Below are 19282 nucleotides of genomic sequence, written 5' to 3'. Positions count from 1 at the left end.
CAGGCCGCAACGGTCGGCGCACAGGAGAGGAACATCATGGCGAATATGCACAGCGGAGATCCGGGAGCCGGACTACAGGGGAGCGCCGCGGTCAATCATGGCTTCATCGCCGCGATCGTCGCGGTGGCGACGATCGGTGGCTTCATGTTCGGCTATGATTCGGGTGTCATCAACGGCACGCAAAAGGGCCTGGAGGCGGCGTTCGGTCTCGGTCGGCTGGGGATCGGCGTCAATGTCGGGGCGATCCTGGTCGGCTCGGCGGTCGGCGCGTTCGGCGCCGGGCGGATGGCCGACGCGATCGGTCGTCGCAACGTCATGATGCTCGCCGCCGGCCTGTTCCTGTTCAGCGCGCTGCTGGCCGGTGCCGCGACCGGATCGGGGATCTTCATCTTCGCGCGGATCATCGGCGGTCTTGGCGTCGGTGCGGCCAGTGTCATCTCGCCGGTCTACATTTCCGAAGTCACGCCAGCCTCGATCCGCGGCCGCCTGTCGAGCGTGCAGCAGGTCATGATCATCTCCGGCCTGACCGGCGCGTTCGTCGCGAACTTCGCGCTCGCCCGCTATGCCGGCGGCTCGACCGCGGATTTCTGGCTCGGCTATCCCGCCTGGCGCTGGATGTTCTGGCTGCAGGCGATCCCCGCCGCGATCTATTTCTTCGCCCTGCTCGTGATCCCGGAAAGCCCGCGCTTCCTGGTCGCCAAGGGTCGCGAAGCCGAGGCGCACGTCGTCCTCACGCGGCTGTTCGGCAGCGAAGAAGCGGACCGCAAGGTCGTCGAGATCCGGGGCTCGCTCGCTGCCGATCATCACAAGCCCAAGCTGAGCGATCTGGTCGACAAGACCACCGGCAAGATCCGCCCGATCCTGTGGGCGGGCATCGGCCTGGCCGTGTTCCAGCAGCTCGTCGGCATCAACGTCGTGTTCTATTACGGCGCAGTGCTATGGGAAGCGGTCGGCTTCACCGAGGACAACGCGCTGCAGATCAACATCCTGTCTGGCGTGCTGTCGATCGCGGCCTGCCTGTTCACGATCGCGACGGTCGACAAGATCGGTCGCAAGCCGCTGTTGCTGGTCGGCTCGGCCGGCATGGCGGTGACGCTGGCGGTGGTCGCCTATGCGTTCTCGACCGCGGTGACCGGCGCGGACGGCGCGGTATCGCTGCCCGGCCACAACGGCATGATCGCGCTGATCGCGGCCAATCTGTACGTAATCTTCTTCAACGCAAGCTGGGGCCCGGTGATGTGGGTGATGCTCGGCGAGATGTTCCCGAACCAGATCCGCGGATCGGGTCTGGCGGTGTCGGGCTTCGCGCAGTGGATCGCCAACGCGGCGATCTCGGTCAGCTTCCCCGCGCTAGCGGTGTCGCCTGGCCTTGCGGTGACCTATGCGGGCTACGCGTTCTTCGCCGCGGTCTCGTTCTTCTTCGTGAAGGCGCTGGTCAACGAGACGCGTGGTCGCGAACTCGAGGATATGACCGGCTGATCGAGAGAAGGAGCGTGTAGGGCGTTATCGCGATGATTGGCACCGTCATGCTCCTGCTCGTTCTCGCCATCGGATGGTTTGCAGGCGGACGCACGGCGTCTGGCCTGCGCCGCCTGGGTTGGTCGCGGGGACTAGCGATCGGTGTCGGCGGGTCGCTGCTCGCCGTCGTGATTCTCGCGGTGTTCTGGACGACCGCGTTCTACTTCGTGTCAAAGCCGCCGGGGCCGCATGAGACGGACGCCGGGGCTATGGCCTTTGCGGCATTTTCCATAGTGGGTGGCGCACTCGCCGCATCTGCCTGGATCGGCGGCATGGTCGGCGCGATGCTGGCGGTGCGACGTTAGGCGTCGAGCGGTCGAAACGCCGATGACGTAATCTCATAGGCAGGTTGCCCCGCCACACCCGCATCGAACGTAAACACATCGCCCGCGAGCGGCTGTCGCGCGCGATCTTCGTCGCTCAATCCCTTGGACGCGGTCGTGACATAGGCGGTGCGACCATCGGCGCCGCCGATCGCGATCTTGGTGACGTTCGAGACCGGCAACCGGACCTCGGCGACCTGGGTTCCGTCGGGGGCATAGCGCCGCACGCACCAGCCGCCGTAGAACGACACCCACACATGCCCCTCGGCATCGACGATCGGGCCGTCGGGATACCCCTGTGTCGCGACGTCGACCGCTGCGAAGACGCGCGTGTCGCGCAGGCTGCCGTCGTCGCCGATCGTGCAGGCGTGGATCGTGCCGGCCAGCGTGTCGCAGTGATACAGCGTCGTCCCGTCGGGCGAGACAGCAGGGCCGTTGGTGATGACGATCCCGTCGACCACCGGCGCGACACCGTCCGCATCCGCGCGGTAGATCAGTCCCGACGCAGTACTCTCGCCATCGTCCATCGACCCGAACCAGAGCCGTCCCGCGGCATCGACGGTCGAATCGTTCAGGCGGTTGCCCGGCGCGTCAGGCTCGACCGCGTGGAGATGCGTAAAGCTGCCGTCAGCCGGATCGAACCGGTGGAGCCCGGTCTGCAAACCGGCCAGCATGCCGCCATCCGCCATCGGCTGAACCCAGCCGACCTGCGCGGGGGCGGTCCATGTCCGGTGATCGCCGGTCGCAGGGTCGAAGCGGTGTACCTTGTGCTGTTTGATGTCGACGAACCACAGCGCATCGTCGAGCCACAACGGCCCTTCGCCGAGCGTCGCACCGACACCCAGGACGCGTTCCACGCCGCTGCCCAGGCCGTCGCTCGTACCGCCGTTTACCGCCATCCTGCATCCACCCAATAATTATGTCCGGTGCACATACGCGCATCGTCCGACGCAAGAAACAGCGCCATCGCGGCGATATCGGACGGCTGGATGCGGCCATCGAGACACTGCGCCTCGACGATCTCCGCCTCGCCCTCGGGGGTGTACCATTTCTCCTGACGCGGGGTCTGGACGTTGCCCGGCACGATCGCGTTGACGCGGATATTGTCGCGGCCGAGATCGCGCGCGAGGCTGCGGGTCATGCCCTCGATCGCGGCCTTGGCGGTCTGGTAGAGGATCAGTTCCTTGAGCGCGAGATGCCAGCTGATCGACCCGAAATTGACGATCGCGCCGCCACCCGCAGCCTTCATCGACGGCACGACAGCCTGTGCCGCGAAGAACACGTGGCGCAGGTTGACGTTCATCCGCTGGTCCCAATAATCCGCGGTGACTTCGCCGACGGTGTGGCGATCGTCATTGGCGGCATTGTTGAGCAGGATGTCGACGCCGCCGAGCTCGTCGATCATCGCCGTGAACGTCGTGTTCAACGCATCCAGATCGGTCAGGTCGAGCGGGTGGAAGCTCGGCGCGTGCTCCGCACCGTCGGTCAGTCGCTCGACCAATGCGCGGCTGTCGTCCTGTGCGACGTCGACGAACGCGACCTTGGCACCCTGCGCGACGAACGCCTCGACGAGCCCTGCGCCGATGCCCGATCCGCCGCCGGTGATGATGACTCGCTTGTTGCGAAGCGAGGGGTAGACGGCGCCTTCGTGGCGGCCGGCGGTTTTCTGCAGCACGTCGTTCTCCGAATAGGTCATGCCGACAACAGCCCGCGCGCGGCGAGGTTGCGCATCAGCGCGACCAGCCCGAACTCCCAGGGCGGTGCGGCCTTCGAGGTGGTAACGGTATTGATGAGGCGCCCGAGGCCTGGCGTGGCGATCGAAACGGTATCGCCCGGCTTGTGCGTGAAGCCGCGACCGGCATCGTCGCGATCCTTGGTCGGTGCAAACAACGTGCCGAGGAACAGCACGAAGCCGTCGGGATATTGATGCTCGCTGAGCGCCTGGCGCACCAGTTCCTGAGGATCGCGACTGATCTGGCTCATCGAGCTCGCGCCGTCGAGGACATAGCCGTCGGTGCCCTCGATCCGCAGCGCGACTTCGGCGGTGCGGACGTGATCCATCGTGAAGCTCTCGTCGAACAAGCGGATGAACGCGCCGAGCGAGCAGGACGCGTTATTGTCCTTTGCCTTGCCGAGCAGCAGCGCCGAGCGTCCCTCGAAATCGCGCAGGTTGACGTCGTTGCCGATCGTTGCGCCGACCGCACGGCCGTCGGGGGCGACCAGCAACACGATCTCGGGCTCGGGATTGTTCCAGGTCGAATCCGAGCGCACGCCGATCTGCGTGCCCCAGCCGACCGTCGACAACGACGGTGCCTTGGTGAAGATCTCCGCATCGGGGCCGATCGCGACCTCGAGATATTGCGACCACAGGCCTTCCTCGATCAGCGCGGTCTTCAGCGCTGCTGCCTCGGGCGTGCCGGGGACGACGCGCGCGAGCCCGCCACCGATCCGCTCCTCGAGACGCGCACGCACCGCGGTCGCGGCACCGGCATCGCCGCGCGCCTGTTCCTCGATCACGCGTTCGAGCGCCGACACCGCGAAGGTAACGCCCGCCGCCTTGACGCACTGGACGTCGATCGGGCTGAGCAACCGCGGCAGGGTCTCGGCGGACAGCCCCAGTGTATCGAGATCGCCGATCGCCTCGCCCGCGCTCGCGTCGAGCAGGTCGCGCCCGACGAGTTCTGCCACCGTCGGTGCGACCTTGCTCATGTCGAACACGATTCCGCCTGCGACGATGACCGGGCTGGGTCCTTCGCCGCGGTCGATCCGACCGATCCAGCGCCCCTCGCGCCAATCGGGTCCAAGGGCGTCGAGGGTATCGAAAGCGAATGTCACGGCAACGTCTCCGGCGAGTCTGTATCGGTGAAGGGGGCAGGGGGAGGGCAGGAATAGGATCAGGTCGGGCTTCTCGTCGACCCGCGGGCAACGGCCAACGAACGCATCATCGGCGTCGACACATCCTCTCCTCCGCGGTTCGAAAACGGTAGCGGTAACATTAGCGACATCCTGGCCGCGTTTGCAAGCTGGCAGCGTGTGAGACCGGCATTTTCACGTGCGTTCGGCCGCGGTGTACGCGGGGGTCAACGGGGAAGCGCGATCGTCGATGCGGTGGTGAAATTCGCCGAGCGCGTGGGGACGCCGGTGTCGGGCTGGCCCCCGCCGACGCTCACCCGATATCGCCCTGCTGCGACCTTGCGGACACCATCGGGCGTGACGCTGCTCAGGTCGCGGGGCGACAGGTCGAACGTCACGGTTTTACTCTCGCCCGGCGCGAGCGTGATACGGCGATACCCTCGTAGTGCGATCCGCGGCACGCCGGGGGTGTCGGGGAAATTCAGATACAGCTGGACGACCTCGTCGCCCGCCCGCTTGCCGGTGTTGCGGACGGCGGTCGTGACGCGCAGCCCATGCTCGGCACCGCCAGGCGCGGGGACCAGGCGGAGCGGTGCATAGCCGAACGCCGTGTAGCTAAGCCCGTGGCCGAACGGATAGACCGGCGTGCCCGCATAATAGCGATAGGTGCGCCCAGTCATCGCGTAATCGTCGAACGCGGGCAGCGCGGCAACGTCGCCGTAGAAGGTGACGGGGAGGCGCCCGGCGGGATTGGTCGTGCCGACCAGCGTCTCGGCGACCGCGCGTCCGCCCGACTGTCCCGGATACCAGGCCTCGACGATCGCCGACGCGTTGGCTTTCGCCCAACGCAGGTCGATCGCGCTGCCGTTCATCGCGACGACGATCAGCGGCTTGCCGGTGCGCTTCGCCTGTTCGAGCAGCGCGATCTGGTCGGCGGGCAGCGACAGTGAGGTGCGATCCCCGCCTGCGAACCCGTCGACCTTGACGGGCATCTCCTCGCCTTCGAGATCGGAGGTCAATCCGACCACCGCGATCACCACGTCGGCGTCGGCGATCCCCGCGGCCAGATCGCGGTCGGGTGTCCGGGTGATGCGCTTCCAGACCAAGCCGGGGATACCCGATCCGCTCGACTCGGCTTCGAGCCGCAGCGGATAGCGCTCGCCCTTGATCAGATCCACGTCGCTCAGGTGGAGCGGTTCGGCCCAGCGCGATGCGGTGGTGGCGGCGATGCTGCGATCATTGCCGAGCGTGATCGCGCCCGTCACGCCGGTCAGCGCGATCCGGTACGTGCCGGTTTCGGGGGCGACCAGCGCGCCCGTCCAGACGATCTTGTGGCGCTCGCCGACGGTGCTCAATTGCCCGGCTTCGGACCGGACGTTGCGCTCCGTGCGGGTCTCGATCGCCTTGGTGTCGTAGGTTGCCTTGGCCGGATCGCTGCCCGCCGACGCGCGCGCGTTGAAATAGTCGGCCCGCAGGCCCGGCTGGCCATCGGGTGTGACGAAGGCGGTGTCGGGGACCGGGTCGCCATCGGTGATCGACGCGGTGAAGGGGACCAGGGTCACCTGTCCCACCGGCATCACCTGTCGCAAGCCCGCATCGATCGAGATCGGCGGGGCGCTCTGCGACGACGAGTAATTGCCGCGCAGCACGCGCGTCGCATCCGCGAGCGGACCGATCAGGGCGATCCGCGCGCCGGGCTTGAGCGGCAGGATGCCGTCGTTCTTGAGCAGCACGAGGCTCTCGGCCGCGATACGCTGCGCCAGCGCGCGGTGCTCCGCGGTGTCGATCGCCGCGACCGGGGTCGGCGTGCGCGCCAAAGCCCCATGCGCGAGATCGCCGTTGCGATAGCGCGCGGAAAACAGTCGGACGAGCGCGCGATCGATGTCGGCCTGCGCGATCAGCCCGCGGAACAGTGCCTCCTGGTAGCGCGCGCCTAGGTTCGGTGTCCCCGACAGAGTCGCGCCGTTGCACTCGTTGTCGACGCCTGCTTTCAGCGCGACTGCGACGCCTGCCGCCGGATCCGCGGCGTATTTGTGATGCTCGGAGATGTCGACGACCGCATCGCAATCGGACACGACATAGCCGCGAAACCCCCATGCGCCGCGTAGATGGTCCTTGAGCAGCAGGTCGCTGCCGCACGCCGGCTGGCCGTCGACGCGGTTGTACGCGCACATGATCGAGCCCGCTTTGCCTTCGACGATCGCGGCGCGGAACGCGGGCAGATAGGTGTCCTCGAGGTCGTGCGGCGAGACGATCACGTTGGCGCTGTGGCGGGTCGATTCGGGGCCGCTATGCACCGCGAAATGCTTTGGCGTGCCGATCACGTCGGGCAAAGCCGGGTTCGGCCCCTGCATGCCCTCGATAAACGCAACGCCAAGCGTGGCGGTCAGATAAGGATCCTCGCCATAGGTTTCCTGCCCGCGGCCCCAGCGCGGATCGCGGAAGATGTTGATGTTGGGCGACCAGGTATCGAGCCCGGTGCCGATCTTCCCCAGCCGCCCGGTCGCGCGGCCGAGCGTATGCAGCGCACGCACCTCGGTGCTGATCGCGGCTGCGACGGATTTCAGCAACGGCGCATCGAAGCTTGCGGCGAGACCGATCGGCTCGGGGAAATTGGTGGTCGGCATGGGCCCTAGCGCGCCGTGCAGCGACTCCGTCCACCAGTTATACGCCGGGATGCCGAGCCGCGGGATCGCCGGCGCGACGTTGAGCAACTGCGCGATCTTCTCGTCGATCGTCAGTCGGGCGACCAGCGCCACCGCGGCCCGGTCCGCATCGGCTTCCACGGCGTCCGACGCGACCGCAGGGGCAGGGGCCTGTGCGCCGATCGGCCCGGTCGCTGCCAGGATCGCCGCGAGAGCCACGCCACCGCGCCACAAAATTGGATATGCACGCATGGCGGTTCTCTTTCGTGTCACGTCAGGGAAGCGGGATTTCGAACGGTCCGACCGGTAGTTGCGCGTCGTCGGCGAGATTGACGACCGGGCTGTCCGCCCAGGCGTAGCGGACGCGGGCCACAGGCTTGCCGTCTGACGCTAGCGTCACGCGGTCGCCCTGGGCGAGGCCATCCGCATAGCGGCAACTGCCCGCGGTTGGTCCGCAGAGTTCGAAGCCGATCGCGGTGAGCGATGCTTGCGCGTGAAGAGATCCCGTTACCCCGGCGAAGCGCAGTGTCACGCCGCCATCGGCGGTACGGCCGGCGGTGGCGATGCCCGGGCCCACTGGATCGCGTCCGGCATAGACCAAGGGACGGAGGACGCGCGCGAGTCGCTGGCCGACCGCGTGCTTCTCGCCTGGATGGATGTCGAGCGGATCGCCGAGATCGATCGTCACCGCGACGCCGGCATGACCGTCGCGCGCGGCCATCAGCCGCTGTGCCTCGCGGACGTCGGCCCAGCCGCTCTCGCCCGGCGCGATCGGCGGCGTGCCGTAATTGGCGAGCTGCGCGATCGCCAGCGGGATCGTCGGCTTGCCGAACTGCTGTCGCCAGCCACGGGTCATCGCCGCGAGCCGCGTCTCGTATCCGGGCAGGCCGGTGTCGGATTCGCCCTGGTACCAGGCAATCCCGGCGAGCGCGGTCGGCTCGAGCGGCGCGATCATGCCGTTGTACAGCGTCCCCGCGCCGTTGATGTCGTCCCAGGGCGAGCGTGGCGCGTTGCCCGGCACGCGCTTGGCGATCGCATAGCGCCAGCCGTCGCCGATCGGCACGTGGGTGCCGTCGGCCAGCGTCAGCATCATCGTGTCCGCCGGACCGGTCATCCCGCCATAGGCATAGACGTCGTCGTCGTTGACGGTGATGACGTTGCGTCCCGGCTTCAGCGCGCCCGCCGGCAGCGTGTAGACGCGCGCGCGCGCCGCGTTGCTGTTGCCGCCGACGCCGATCCCGTTGACCCAGGTGCGGTCCGCATCGTCGACCATGCCGATCGCCAGCGTCGCTGCACCGCGTGCCTGCGCCTCGGTCAGCGTCACGACGCGCTGATACCAGACCATGCCGTTATAGTCGGCGAGCGCGGGCACGCCCCATTGCTCGAAATTGCCGATCTTCGGCACCGGCTTCCAGTCGAGTGCGGCATCGGGCTGCCACGGTTCGCGACCCGGCGCATCGCCGGTACCGCGTCGCCACCAATCCTCCCAGATCGTCGACGCGCCGCGCTCCGCTGCCACTGGATCCTTGGCGTGCAGCGCGAGCAAGTCCGCCTCGCGCGCCATCCCGGCGGACCGCAGGGCGGCGTCGCCCATCCACGCGCTGATCCGCGATCCGCCCCAGCTGGAATGGATCGCCCCGATCGGCACGGCTTCGCTGCGCCGCAAGGCCTGTACCATGTAGAAGCACGCTGCCGAGAAGCCTGGAACGGTATCGGCGCCCGCTGCTGTCCACTTCGGCCTCGCCGCAAACCGCGTAAGCGGTGTCTCGCTGCTCGCCTTGGCGATCGTCACGAGGCGCAACTTATCGTCGAGCGGCGGATGCGCATCGGGGATCAGGTCCTGCGCGGCGTTGACCGGCAGCTCCATGTTGCTCTGCCCCGAACACAGGAACACGTCGCCGATCAGCAGGTCACGCACCGTCGTGCTGCCCGTGCTACCGGCAACCTTCAGATCATAGGGACCGCCTGCGGGCAGCGATTTCAGGCGCAGCTCGAACCGGCCATCGCGATCCGCCTTCACCGTCGAGGTGCGCCCCGCAAGCCGGGCCGTGACCGATGTGCCCGGTTCACTCGTGCCACGCAGCACGATCGGCTGGTCCCGCTGGATAACGGCGTGGTCGCCGATCAGTCCATCGAGGCTAGGGGCGATCTGCGTCTCTTCCGCCATCGCCGCCGCGCCGAGTTGCGTTGCGCCGAGCGGTACGGCGATCCCGAGCAAGGCAGCAGGCAGGGCGTTCGACGGACGAATCTTCATACGTGTGCTACTTCGCTGCGAGGAACGGGATCGGGCATGCTGCACGGCGCAGGCTGCTGGCTTAGCGCCACGAGCCCGCGCAGCCGGCCGGAGATCGCACTCGGACCGTATATTTTTGCGGAGTTTTTGAACGGCACACCGAGAGCCATCCCGATCGGACGGGTCGCCATGCCGGTGCAATCGACGAACGGTGTGTTCGCGATCTCGGCGGCATCGACCACGCTATCGATATCGTTAGCCGACGCAGCTGTGATTGCTAATCGGTAAGCCACTGTCTTCACCCTCTCCCTGCGTTCGTGACGCCTCTCCGCTGCGACTGTCGATCAGGCAGAGAGCGTGAAGCGGTCCATTTTTTTTACGTCACATCGGGCATCGCCCGACATCACCGTATGGTATCGCTCACACGTCGATTTACACGCGGACAAAGATCGGCAGCAACTCTTTTCTTGTATCCGCGAACCTGCCATCCTGTGCACCGTCCAGATCCCATACGAGCGGTCAGCGCGACTGCCGGGGATCGGTGCCAAGTGCTGCGAACGACGGCAGATAATGCTGCGAATGCGGGTGTCGGGAGAGGGGGCGTGAAGCATGGGAATGATTGACTGCAGCCATGCAAGCCAACCTGCGGCTGACCCGATCGGGCGGCTTCGTTGCATATCGAGCGTGTGAGATCAGTGGCGGGATATTGCCCGCCGATTTCGGGTGGCAGGTGCCTTTGCGAGGAGCAGCGAAGCCAGTCCGCGAAGGCTTCGCGTCTGTTAGCGGTATCAGCATCTTGGCCCACTCGGGACAGAGGTCTGATGCCATCACGTCGCGCCGCGATGCGCCCGGCTTCAACTGCCGTCCGACACTATGGCGGGACTTATTGACCAACGCACGCACGACCGCGTTCCACCCCGCCGTCGCAATCATTCCTTCGGGAGACCTGTAATGCCGAACTGTGCCAAGTCCGACACGTCGCCCCGCCGCTGGACATCTGCGCTCGGCATGCTGTTGGCATCGACGCTGGTAGCAGGTTCTGCAACGGCCGACCCGCTCGCCCCGACCGGTCGCTGGAGCGCGAATGAACAGGGGCAGGCCGCGGTGCCGCCGATGGGCTGGAACAGCTGGAACGCGTTCAACAGCGGGATCGACGAGGAGAAGATCCTGGCGTCCGCACAGGCGCTGGTCGATACCGGGCTGTCGGCGATGGGGTATCGCTACGTCAATATCGATGATGGCTGGTGGCTCAAGCGGCGCGCCTCGGACGGACGCATGGTCATCCGGACTGCGCAATTCCCGTCGGCACGCGCGTCGGCCACATCGGGACAGGGCGCGGACACTACCAGTTTTCGCCCGCTGACCGACCGGCTCCATGCCCTGGGTCTGAAAGCCGGGATCTATTCGGACATCGGGCGCAACAGTTGCGGTCAGATCTACACCGCGCAGTTCGACAACCAGCCGGTTGGAACCGTCGCCGAACGGGAGGTCGGGCTTTACGGCCACGTCGACCAGGACATCCGCCTCTTCTTCACCGACTGGGGGTTCGATCTGATCAAGGTCGATGGCTGCGGCGTACGCGGGTTGCCCGCGGATCACCCGCGCGTCCGGTCGGGACTGTACCGCGCGTTTCCACCGATCATCGACATGCAATCGCTCGGCCGGACCAACGTCGTCGCAGTCCGCGCGCTCTACACATCGGTTGGCGCGGCGCTCCACCGCGAACGTCCGCGGGGCGACTATTTGCTCTCGCTGTGTCTCTGGGGATCTGCCGATGTTCGCGCATGGGGCAAGGATCTCGGCAATATCTCGCGAACCAGCGACGACATCACGCCGCACTGGACGCGGATGCTGACCAACTTCGATACCGCGGCCAAGCGCGAACTCTATGCACATCCGGGATCGTGGAACGATGCCGATATGCTGTTCGTGGGCACCGGCGAGTTCGATGCGCAGCACATGACCGAAGCGACATCGCATTTTGCGCTGTGGGCGATGATCAATTCGCCGCTCGTGATCGGCTACGACCTGCGTAGGCTCACGCCGTCCCTGCTCGCGATATTCGGAAACCGCGACATCATCGCGCTGAACCAGGATCCGGCGGGCAACCAGGCGGTGATCGCCTATGACAGCGACGACGTGCCGTTTCTCGTGAAGACGCTCGCCGACGGCAGCAAGGGCGTCGCGCTGTTCAACCGCGACGCAGCCCCGGTCGACGTCGTCCTGCATGCCGGGCAGCTGAAGTTTCGCGACGACGTGCCGGTGACGCTGGTCGACCTGTGGAGCAAGACGACCACAAGGTTCACCGGCGAGCAGCGCTTCACGCTGGCGCCGCACCAGACGCTGGTGTTTCGCGCGCAGGGTGCGCGGCGGCTTGGTGGGGGGATGTATGTGTCCGAGCAGCCCGGTCGCGTGAATCCTGCGGTCGACGGCGTCGATACGCCGCGAGCGGACCCGACGATCCATCATTCGGTCACCGTATGGTCGGGCACGAAGGGGCCGGGCGAGCATGTCCAATATGGCGGTTGGGGCGGCTCGCGGGCGGACCGGGCGGTATACGGCCAAGTGTTGCGTGTCGCCGGGAAGGACTATGACACGGGGTTGGGGGTGCTCGCGGGGTCACGGTTGGAGGTGCGCAACGCCGGGTTCCGCCGGTTTGCCGCCGAGGTCGGTATCGACGATGCCGGGCTGGCGGCAGGCGGGCCGATGCGCTTCGCGGTCTATGGTGACGGCAAGCTGCTCGCGACCTCGCCGCCGATCGACTTTGGCGATCCGGCAACCGTGCTGGAGGCCGACGTTTCCGGCGTGAAGATCGTCGAACTCGTCACGCGATCGAGCGGGCCGGGCGACGCCCTGCCACCGCGTCCGGCGGTCTGGGCGAATGCAAGGCTGCTACGATGACCGGATGATGATTGTCGCCGATCGTCGCCTTCCCAGCGGGGGACGCGACGGATTTCGGTAGCGGGAGGAGGCGGTGCGGTCGCTCTGCAACCGCCGGCTTGGATAACCGCGGTCGTGCCAATCAAGCTGTTCCGGGAGTGCTGGTTCGAGCGGCAGCGATCTAGCGCATAGCCTTTTGGTCGTATTCGTCGGAAGCGATCGACTTCCAGCGGGCAAAACCGGGATCGCCGAACGCTCGGTTCGAGCAATTCTGACTCGCAGACGATATTTGTCCGGGATTCTCTTTCATCGCTTCGACGACATCTTGAGCCTGAGCGAGACGCTCCCGTTTTATCTTCGAAAAATACCACGTCTGAAGCACGTAAAGCCCTTTTTTGGCGACAGGGGTGGCGCCAAGATCGTCGGCATTTTGCTCCAAAGTCCGGATCATGATGGCGCAGTGTAGATCATCGGATGGATTGATCGCCGAAGCCCCAGCAGCCGTACAGCCCGCCAAGCCGAGCAGCGTTGCTCCTACATACGCCTTGTTCATAGCTGCGCCCGATCGATCGACGCCGCGGGATAACGCGTGAGCGGTAAAGGCTTGGTTGCTCGGCAGGCGTAATCATCCCGCTGTGATTATGACGGGAACGGCAGGGGCTGCCGATGGTCAAATCGTCGGGGAAGGCGGGCGCGCACCGCGGGGTACGCGCCGGTTTGGCTAGAAGCGAACGCCTACACCGCCCAGAACATTCTGACGCGAGGTATGATTATGGAAGTTTGCGTATTTATACTCTGCGCTAACGTAGAAATTGCGGACCAGTGAATATTCGATACCGCCGCCAACCTGATACCCGTCCGTGCCGTGGCGAGTTTTGAAGGCCGTCCCGCCAGCCGGATCCCCGGTGAACGTCTTGCGCTGGCTGTCGCTGACGTACCCGGCCTTGCCGAAGATCAGCAAAGCCGGCGTTGCCAGATACCCCGCCCGGACCGCTGCGCCGACTTCGCGTCGCGAACGTGTGCAGACTTCCCCTCCCAGGACGCCGGCCGCGCAGCTTTTACCCTGCGTATCCAGATAGCTGGCCTCGGGCCCGATGACGATCTTGTCGCCGATGATCCCATCCCAGCCAGCAGCGCCGCCGTAGACGAAGCGGTCGTCGTGATTGCCATGAGCTTGAAGTCGATCGACCCCAGCTTTCGCTTCAATGCGAAAGCCGCGAAACGTCGTGGACTGAGCATAGGCCGAAGACCCGCACATAATCAGTGCGATAGCACCTAAATATACTGTGTATTTGCGCATCAAGTCGTCCTTAATATTGTGACGAATCGGATAAAATCATTCCTTTTGAAATGAAGATATGATGATTCGGGATTAGTTTCGACGAGATTGCTAACGTATATTCATAGTGAATGTAATGTACCATTTTTATGACTGTTGTATTCGTTTTCGCCATGATAGGAGTGGACTGTACTAGTTCGGGGTTATGATAGCCCTGTGCGCCGGTTTGTGCTTTGTCGGTGGTATCACTGGACGACTGTGCGATGCGGCATGCTGCAATGTTCAGCGCGGATGCTTCATGGAGCGCGCTTGCATGACGCTGCAATCCGGTTCTCCGGAAACCTGTTCACGCTGTCGATCGCAGCATTGCTGCATGCGCCCCGGCGAATAGGCAGCGTTACCGGGCGGTGGGACTGTTTCCACGCCGCCCGCAAGATGGGGTGCTAGACGAGCGCTCGGCGCCGGCCCGTCATCGACGGCCATCGAGCGCGAAAGCGTCGATGTCGAGATAGCCGCCACGGCCGGCAAGATTGTAGCAGAACAGGCTGAATTGCTGGCCCTGGAACGTGCCCGTGCGCCAGTCGAACGCAAGCGGGAAGGGCGTGCCGAGCGGCGTGAAGGTCGTGCCATCGATGCTGTACGCCACCATGCCGGTGTTGCGGACGAGATCCATCTCGGTTCGTAGCGTCAGATGCGTCGTGTCGATCGTGATGGCCGGGCTCTCGCGAATGGCGTGCTGGATCGTCGTCTTCGCCGGGCCGGCCCGATCCTCGATGATCTGCATCGACAGCGTCAGGCGATCATTCGCATCGCGGCCCAGGGCGATGCCGCCGCTATATTTGCCGAAGACACCCGCTCCGCATCGATCGCCGCGCGCGATGTGCGTAGCGTCGATCGTGATCGTCGCCCGGCTCGACGGCGCCTGTCCCTTCTGAAGAAGCGTGTTGCGTGCTGTCCAGATCGAACTGCCGGGGGCGGCGTGCAAGCGCAGGAAGCCGGGGCGATCGGTCAGCGACCATCGATCGGGGAGCGGGTTGTGGTTCCATTGCCATTGCAGGCCGAGCGTCGGCTGCGCGAAATCGTCGGAGGCGGCGGGGGTTTCGACGGGCATGCCCTGGATCGGCTTGCGGGCGATCGCGGGCACGCGGTTCGGCGCCGCGGGGGTTCCCCAGATCGGCCAGCCATCGCGCCAGTGGATCGGGCTGATGCTGGTGGTGCGTCCGACCGCGCCCGCGTCGATCATGACGAAGCCATAGTCGCTGCCGTCGGGCAAATCGACGATCGCGCCCTGATGCCCGCCGGTCGTGTCGTCGATCTGGTTGCGTGTCTCCCATGGTCCCGCCAGCGCCGTGGCGCGCGAAACCGTCAACCCGAGCCGGTGCGGTATCGCATTGAACAGGTAGTAATGATTGCCGCGTCGGACGAGCTTCGATCCCTCGGCGCCCTTGATGTAGTGGATCACGCGTCGGGCGGTGATCCTTCGCAGCGTCGGGTCGAGGCTCAGGAGCGTCTCGGTCCCGTCGGCACTGCTTGCGGTCGCGATATAGGCCGTCCCGTCAGCATCGAAGAACAACCCCGGATCGAAGGCGGACTCGCTCAGCCGGTTCATCGTCCATGGACCAGCGACGTCTTTAGCGCGGTAGATCCGCGTCGGCTCGCCGACCGGCGTTACCGCAACGTAGAACACACCATCGTGGTGGCGCAGGCTCGGCGCGAAGATGCCGTGGCGATAGGCGCCACCAGTCTTCAGATCATATTCCGGGCGCCCGGTCAGCGTTGCGACGACGTGCGACGCGAACCGCCAATTGACGAGATCCTTCGACGTCAGGATCGTCAGCCCCGGCACATCGGCGAAGGTGCTGGTGATGAAATAGAAATCGCCGCCGACGCGGATAATGTCAGGGTCGGGATAGTCGGCGTTCAGCGGCGGGTTGGCGTAAGTGCCGTCGCCGCGGTCGGATTGCCACGCCTGCGCTGCCACCACCGAGGCCGATCCGAGCAACGCGATCGCGAGCAGGCCGATACCCATGCCGCGCATCTTCACCGCGTCCCGGCGGCGGGGTCATAGACATAAGGGCCGACGATCGTTCCGACGAACCCACCCGCGCGCGCGGTGGTCAGCAGGTTCGCATCGAACTTCGACTTCAGCGTGCGGCGACCAGCCCGGGTCTGGTAATCGAACGTCATCTCACCGGCATCGGCACGGATCGTCAACGTGACCGGTCCCGACAGATCCACCGGTGCAGCGGCGACGAGCGTATCGGATTGTGCTTTGTCGCGGGCATACAGCGCGACGACGGGTTTGCCGGCAATCCGCGTCAGGCCGAAGAACAGGAACGACTCGTCGTTCTGCACCGCGGCAAGCCCGGCGCGTGCACCATCGGTCCCCGGCACGAACGTCACGCGCGTCGTGATCGTCGCGACGTGATGCTGTTGCCGCCGCCCGAGAAACGCCGGCACGCCTTGCCGATCGCCCAGCGCGGCCCGCGAGTGCAGCGTCAGTCCGCCAGTACCAAGCGTATAGAATGGCGTGGCGGGCGTGCGGATGCCGATCCATTGCATCGCCAGGCTCTTGCCGCGGAACATATCGCTATAGCCAAAATCGCCGGTGACGGGCGTCGTCGGTCGTGGCTGTACGGGCAGGTTCGGCTTGGCGGCGGCGAACGGGATCGGGGTCTTCGGCGCGAGAATATGCGGCCAGCCATTGGACCAGGTGACGGGCAACAGGAACGTCTCGCGCCCGATCGCATAGCGCTCGGCCGCATAAGGACGCGTCGCGAGGAACGTCGCCCACCAGTCGCCATTCTGCGTCTGGACGAACTTGGCGTGCCCGGCCGACGTCACCGGGTTCGGTCGATCGGCGGCGAGCCCGCGCTGCGTCAGGATCGGGTTGCCGACATAGGGGGCGAACGGTCCGGTCAGGCTTTTCGACCGGAACACGACCTCGGAATGATTGTCGCCGGTGCCACCTTCGGCCGCGATCAGATAGTAGAAGCCGTCGTGCTTGATGAGGTGGGGGCCTTCGATCCAGACCGGCTTGGTCGCGAGATCGACGCCGCCATTGACGATCTGCGTGCTCGGCCCGACCATCTTGCCCGCGCGCCAGTCATATTCCTGCACCCAGATCGCGCGGTGCCCGTCATAGCGCGGCGGCTCGTTCGGCGCGCGATTGTTGACGATATAGGCCTTGTCGCCTTCCCAGTAGAGCGACGGGTCGATCCCCTCGAACGGCAGCCAGATCGGATCGGACCACGGCCCCGCCGGGTCCTTCGCGGTAATCACGAAATTGCCTTTACATTCTACGCAGGTGTTGACGATGTAGAAGACGCCCGCGTGCCAGGAGATGTCGGGCGCGAAGACGCCTTGCGACACGGCGCGCCCGGTGAAATCGAGCTGGCTCGGGCGGGAGATCGCGTTGCCGATCTGGACCCAGCTGACCAGATCCTTCGAGTGAAAGATCGGCAGGCCCGGAAAATGTGCGAAGCTCGAATTGACGAGGTAATAGTCGTCGCCGACGCGCGTCACGGAAGGGTCGGGGTAATAGCCCGACAGGATAGGATTGCGGTACGCGTTCGGGGCCACCACGACGCGCTCCTGCGACCGGCCGTCATAGCTGAACCGGTCGAAGCGCGCAGTTTGCCCGGCTGCCGCCTGGGCCACAACCAGTGCGGATAGCGTCGTCACGAGGCGCGGTATGGATCGAGTCATAGGAACTCCTGGTCTGAACGGATCCGTACCGCGCGGGTGACCTCAGTGATTGTCGCGCGGCAGGCCCATGGTCTGTGCGATGCGCTGATACTTCTCGGCGCCTTCGAGAATCGCGCCGGTCTCCATCTGGCCCACGGTAGCCCGCTGGATTTCCTGCCAGGGCGTCTGCGATCGGGGATACGCATAGCCGCCGGCTTCGGTGAGTGCGCGGCGACGCTCGGCGAGGTCCTCGTCGGAGATCAGGACGTTAGCCGATCCCTTGGCGAGGTCGATGCGAACCCGGTCACCGGTCCGGATCAGCGCGAGGCCGCCCATTGCTGCGGCTTCGGGGCTGGCGTTGAGGATCGAGGGGGAGCCCGACGTGCCGGACTGGCGGCCGTCGCCGATGCAGGGGAGGGCATGGACGCCTTCGCGGATCAGATAGGCGGGCGGCCGCATGTTCACGACCTCGGCCGCGCCTGGATAGCCGATCGGGCCGGCGCCACGCATGAACAGCAACGTGTCGGTCGTGATGCCGAGCGAGGGATCGTCGATCCGGTGATGGTAATCCTCCGGGCCGTCGAATACGACCGCGGGGCCTTCGAAGGCTTCTGGATCGGCGGGGTTCGACAAATACCGTTCGCGGAACTCCGGCGAGATCACGCTGGTCTTCATGATCGCCGAGTCGAACAAATTGCCGCGCAGCACGATGAAGCCGGCATCTTCCAGCAACGGCGTCGCGAACGGGCGGATGACGCGCTCGTCCTCGATCGTCGCGGTCCGGCAATTGTCGCCGATCGACTTGCCGTTCGCGGTCATCGCGTCCTCGTGGATCAGGCCCTGCTTCATCAACTCGGATACGACAGCGGGGACGCCGCCGGCATGGTAGTAATCCTCGCCGAGATATTCCCCGGCGGGCTGGAGGTTGACCATCAGCGGCACCTTGTGGCCGTGAATCTGCCAGTCGTCGATCGGCAGGTCGACGCCGATGTGACGCGCGATCGCGGCCAGGTGGATCGGTGCGTTGGTCGAGCCGCCGATCGCCGAATTGACGACGATCGCGTTGTGGAACGCCTCTTTGGTGAGGATGTCAGAGGGCTTGAGATCCTCCGCAACCATGTCGACGATCCGCTTGCCGGTCTTGTACGCGACCTCCTGGCGGTCGCGGTACGGCGCGGGGATTGCGGCCGAGCCGGGCAGCTGCATGCCGAGCGCCTCGGCGAGCGAATTCATCGTCGTCGCGGTGCCCATCGTGTTGCAGTAACCGGTCGACGGCGCCGACGACGCGACGAGCTTGATGAAGCCCTCGTCGTCGATCGCGCCGGTCGCGAGCAGCTCGCGCGCCTTCCACACGATCGTCCCCGAGCCGGTGCGCTCGCCCTTGTGCCAGCCGTTGAGCATCGGGCCCACCGACAGCGCGATCGCCGGGATGTTGACGGTCGCCGCGGCCATCAGGCAGGCCGGCGTGGTCTTGTCGCAGCCGATCGTCAGCACGACGCCGTCGAGCGGATAGCCGTAGAGCACCTCGACCAGCGCCAGATAGGCGAGGTTGCGGTCGAGCCCGGCGGTCGGGCGCTTGCCGGTTTCCTGGATCGGATGGACCGGGAATTCGAGCGCGATGCCGCCGGCTTCACGGATGCCTTCGCGCAGGCGTTCGGCGAGCACGAGGTGGTGGCGGTTGCAGGGGGACAGGTCGCTGCCGGTCTGCGCGATGCCGATGATCGGCTTGCCCGAGCGCAGTTCCTCCAGGCTCAGCCCGAAGTTCAGATAGCGCTCGAGATAGAGCGCGGTCATGTCGATATTCTCGGGGTTGTCGAACCACGCGCGGCTTCGGAGCGGCTGGGGAAGCTTAGGCATGTCAGTC

The 19282-nt window shown here is 65.7% G+C and carries 14 protein-coding genes; 3 read left to right on the top strand and 11 right to left on the bottom strand.

The genetic code is table 11. The annotated features are described in order from the left end of the window. The first annotated feature begins 45 nt into the window (after positions 1-45). The gene (locus tag C8J46_RS10565) at positions 46-1479 is read left to right on the top strand and encodes a sugar porter family MFS transporter (protein ID WP_132739535.1); all 1434 of its coding nucleotides are present in this window, start codon (positions 46-48) and stop codon (positions 1477-1479) included. Between the two features lie 47 nt (positions 1480-1526). Then, positions 1527-1823 (top strand): hypothetical protein, encoded by a 297-nt coding sequence (locus C8J46_RS10560; RefSeq protein ID WP_165886522.1) that lies wholly within the window; start codon positions 1527-1529, stop codon positions 1821-1823. On the opposite strand, the gene C8J46_RS10555 is transcribed toward C8J46_RS10560, so the two are convergent. The 6 genes from C8J46_RS10555 to C8J46_RS10530 all read right to left on the bottom strand — a co-directional run bounded on the left by C8J46_RS10555 (position 1820) and on the right by C8J46_RS10530 (position 9814). Next, complete coding sequence (locus C8J46_RS10555; RefSeq protein WP_132738610.1) at positions 1820-2740, bottom strand: SMP-30/gluconolactonase/LRE family protein; 921 nt, start codon at positions 2738-2740, stop codon at positions 1820-1822. The two genes, C8J46_RS10560 and C8J46_RS10555, sit on opposite strands and share 4 nt — an antisense overlap. Further along, a complete protein-coding gene (locus C8J46_RS10550; protein ID WP_132738607.1) occupies positions 2731-3537 on the bottom strand; it encodes an SDR family oxidoreductase in 807 nt (268 codons plus the stop codon). The genes C8J46_RS10555 and C8J46_RS10550 overlap by 10 nt, the downstream gene beginning before the upstream one ends. After that, a complete protein-coding gene (locus tag C8J46_RS10545; RefSeq protein ID WP_132738604.1) occupies positions 3534-4676 on the bottom strand; it encodes a fumarylacetoacetate hydrolase family protein in 1143 nt (380 codons plus the stop codon). The genes C8J46_RS10550 and C8J46_RS10545 overlap by 4 nt, the downstream gene beginning before the upstream one ends. 245 nt (positions 4677-4921) lie before the next feature. Next, positions 4922-7591 (bottom strand): glycoside hydrolase family 3 C-terminal domain-containing protein, encoded by a 2670-nt coding sequence (locus C8J46_RS10540; protein WP_132738602.1) that lies wholly within the window; start codon positions 7589-7591, stop codon positions 4922-4924. A gap of 22 nt (positions 7592-7613) precedes the next feature. Beyond that, a complete protein-coding gene (locus C8J46_RS10535) occupies positions 7614-9593 on the bottom strand; it encodes a sialate O-acetylesterase (protein ID WP_132738599.1) in 1980 nt (659 codons plus the stop codon). Then, positions 9590-9814 carry a hypothetical protein gene (locus C8J46_RS10530; protein WP_132738596.1) on the bottom strand — a complete coding sequence of 75 codons (225 nt, stop codon included), beginning with the start codon at positions 9812-9814 and terminating at the stop codon, positions 9590-9592. The genes C8J46_RS10535 and C8J46_RS10530 overlap by 4 nt, the downstream gene beginning before the upstream one ends. Positions 9815-10523: 709 nt before the next feature. Here C8J46_RS10530 and C8J46_RS10525 point away from each other — a divergent pair. Continuing rightward, the gene (locus C8J46_RS10525; protein WP_132738593.1) at positions 10524-12473 is read left to right on the top strand and encodes an NPCBM/NEW2 domain-containing protein; all 1950 of its coding nucleotides are present in this window, start codon (positions 10524-10526) and stop codon (positions 12471-12473) included. A 160-nt stretch (positions 12474-12633) separates the two neighbouring features. On the opposite strand, the gene C8J46_RS10520 is transcribed toward C8J46_RS10525, so the two are convergent. The 5 genes from C8J46_RS10520 to C8J46_RS10500 form a co-directional block, all read right to left on the bottom strand. After that, entirely contained in the window at positions 12634-13005 is a 372-nt protein-coding gene (locus C8J46_RS10520; protein WP_132738590.1) for a hypothetical protein, read from the bottom strand. A 168-nt stretch (positions 13006-13173) separates the two neighbouring features. After that, on the bottom strand, positions 13174-13752 hold the full coding sequence (locus tag C8J46_RS10515) for an outer membrane beta-barrel protein (protein WP_132738586.1): 579 nt from the start codon (positions 13750-13752) through the stop codon (positions 13174-13176). Between the two features lie 448 nt (positions 13753-14200). Then, positions 14201-15760 (bottom strand): glycoside hydrolase 43 family protein, encoded by a 1560-nt coding sequence (locus C8J46_RS10510; RefSeq protein ID WP_132738583.1) that lies wholly within the window; start codon positions 15758-15760, stop codon positions 14201-14203. 11 nt (positions 15761-15771) lie between these two features. Further along, positions 15772-17439 (bottom strand): glycoside hydrolase family 43 protein, encoded by a 1668-nt coding sequence (locus C8J46_RS10505; protein ID WP_132738580.1) that lies wholly within the window; start codon positions 17437-17439, stop codon positions 15772-15774. A 42-nt stretch (positions 17440-17481) separates the two neighbouring features. After that, on the bottom strand, positions 17482-19275 hold the full coding sequence (locus C8J46_RS10500; protein ID WP_132739532.1) for an IlvD/Edd family dehydratase: 1794 nt from the start codon (positions 19273-19275) through the stop codon (positions 17482-17484). Positions 19276-19282: the final 7 nt, after the last annotated feature.

Origin of the sequence: Sphingomonas sp. PP-F2F-A104-K0414 (assembly GCF_004340945.1) — a bacterium.
Lineage (GTDB): Bacteria > Pseudomonadota > Alphaproteobacteria > Sphingomonadales > Sphingomonadaceae > Sphingomonas.
This window is presented reverse-complemented; position numbering and strand designations above follow the sequence as displayed.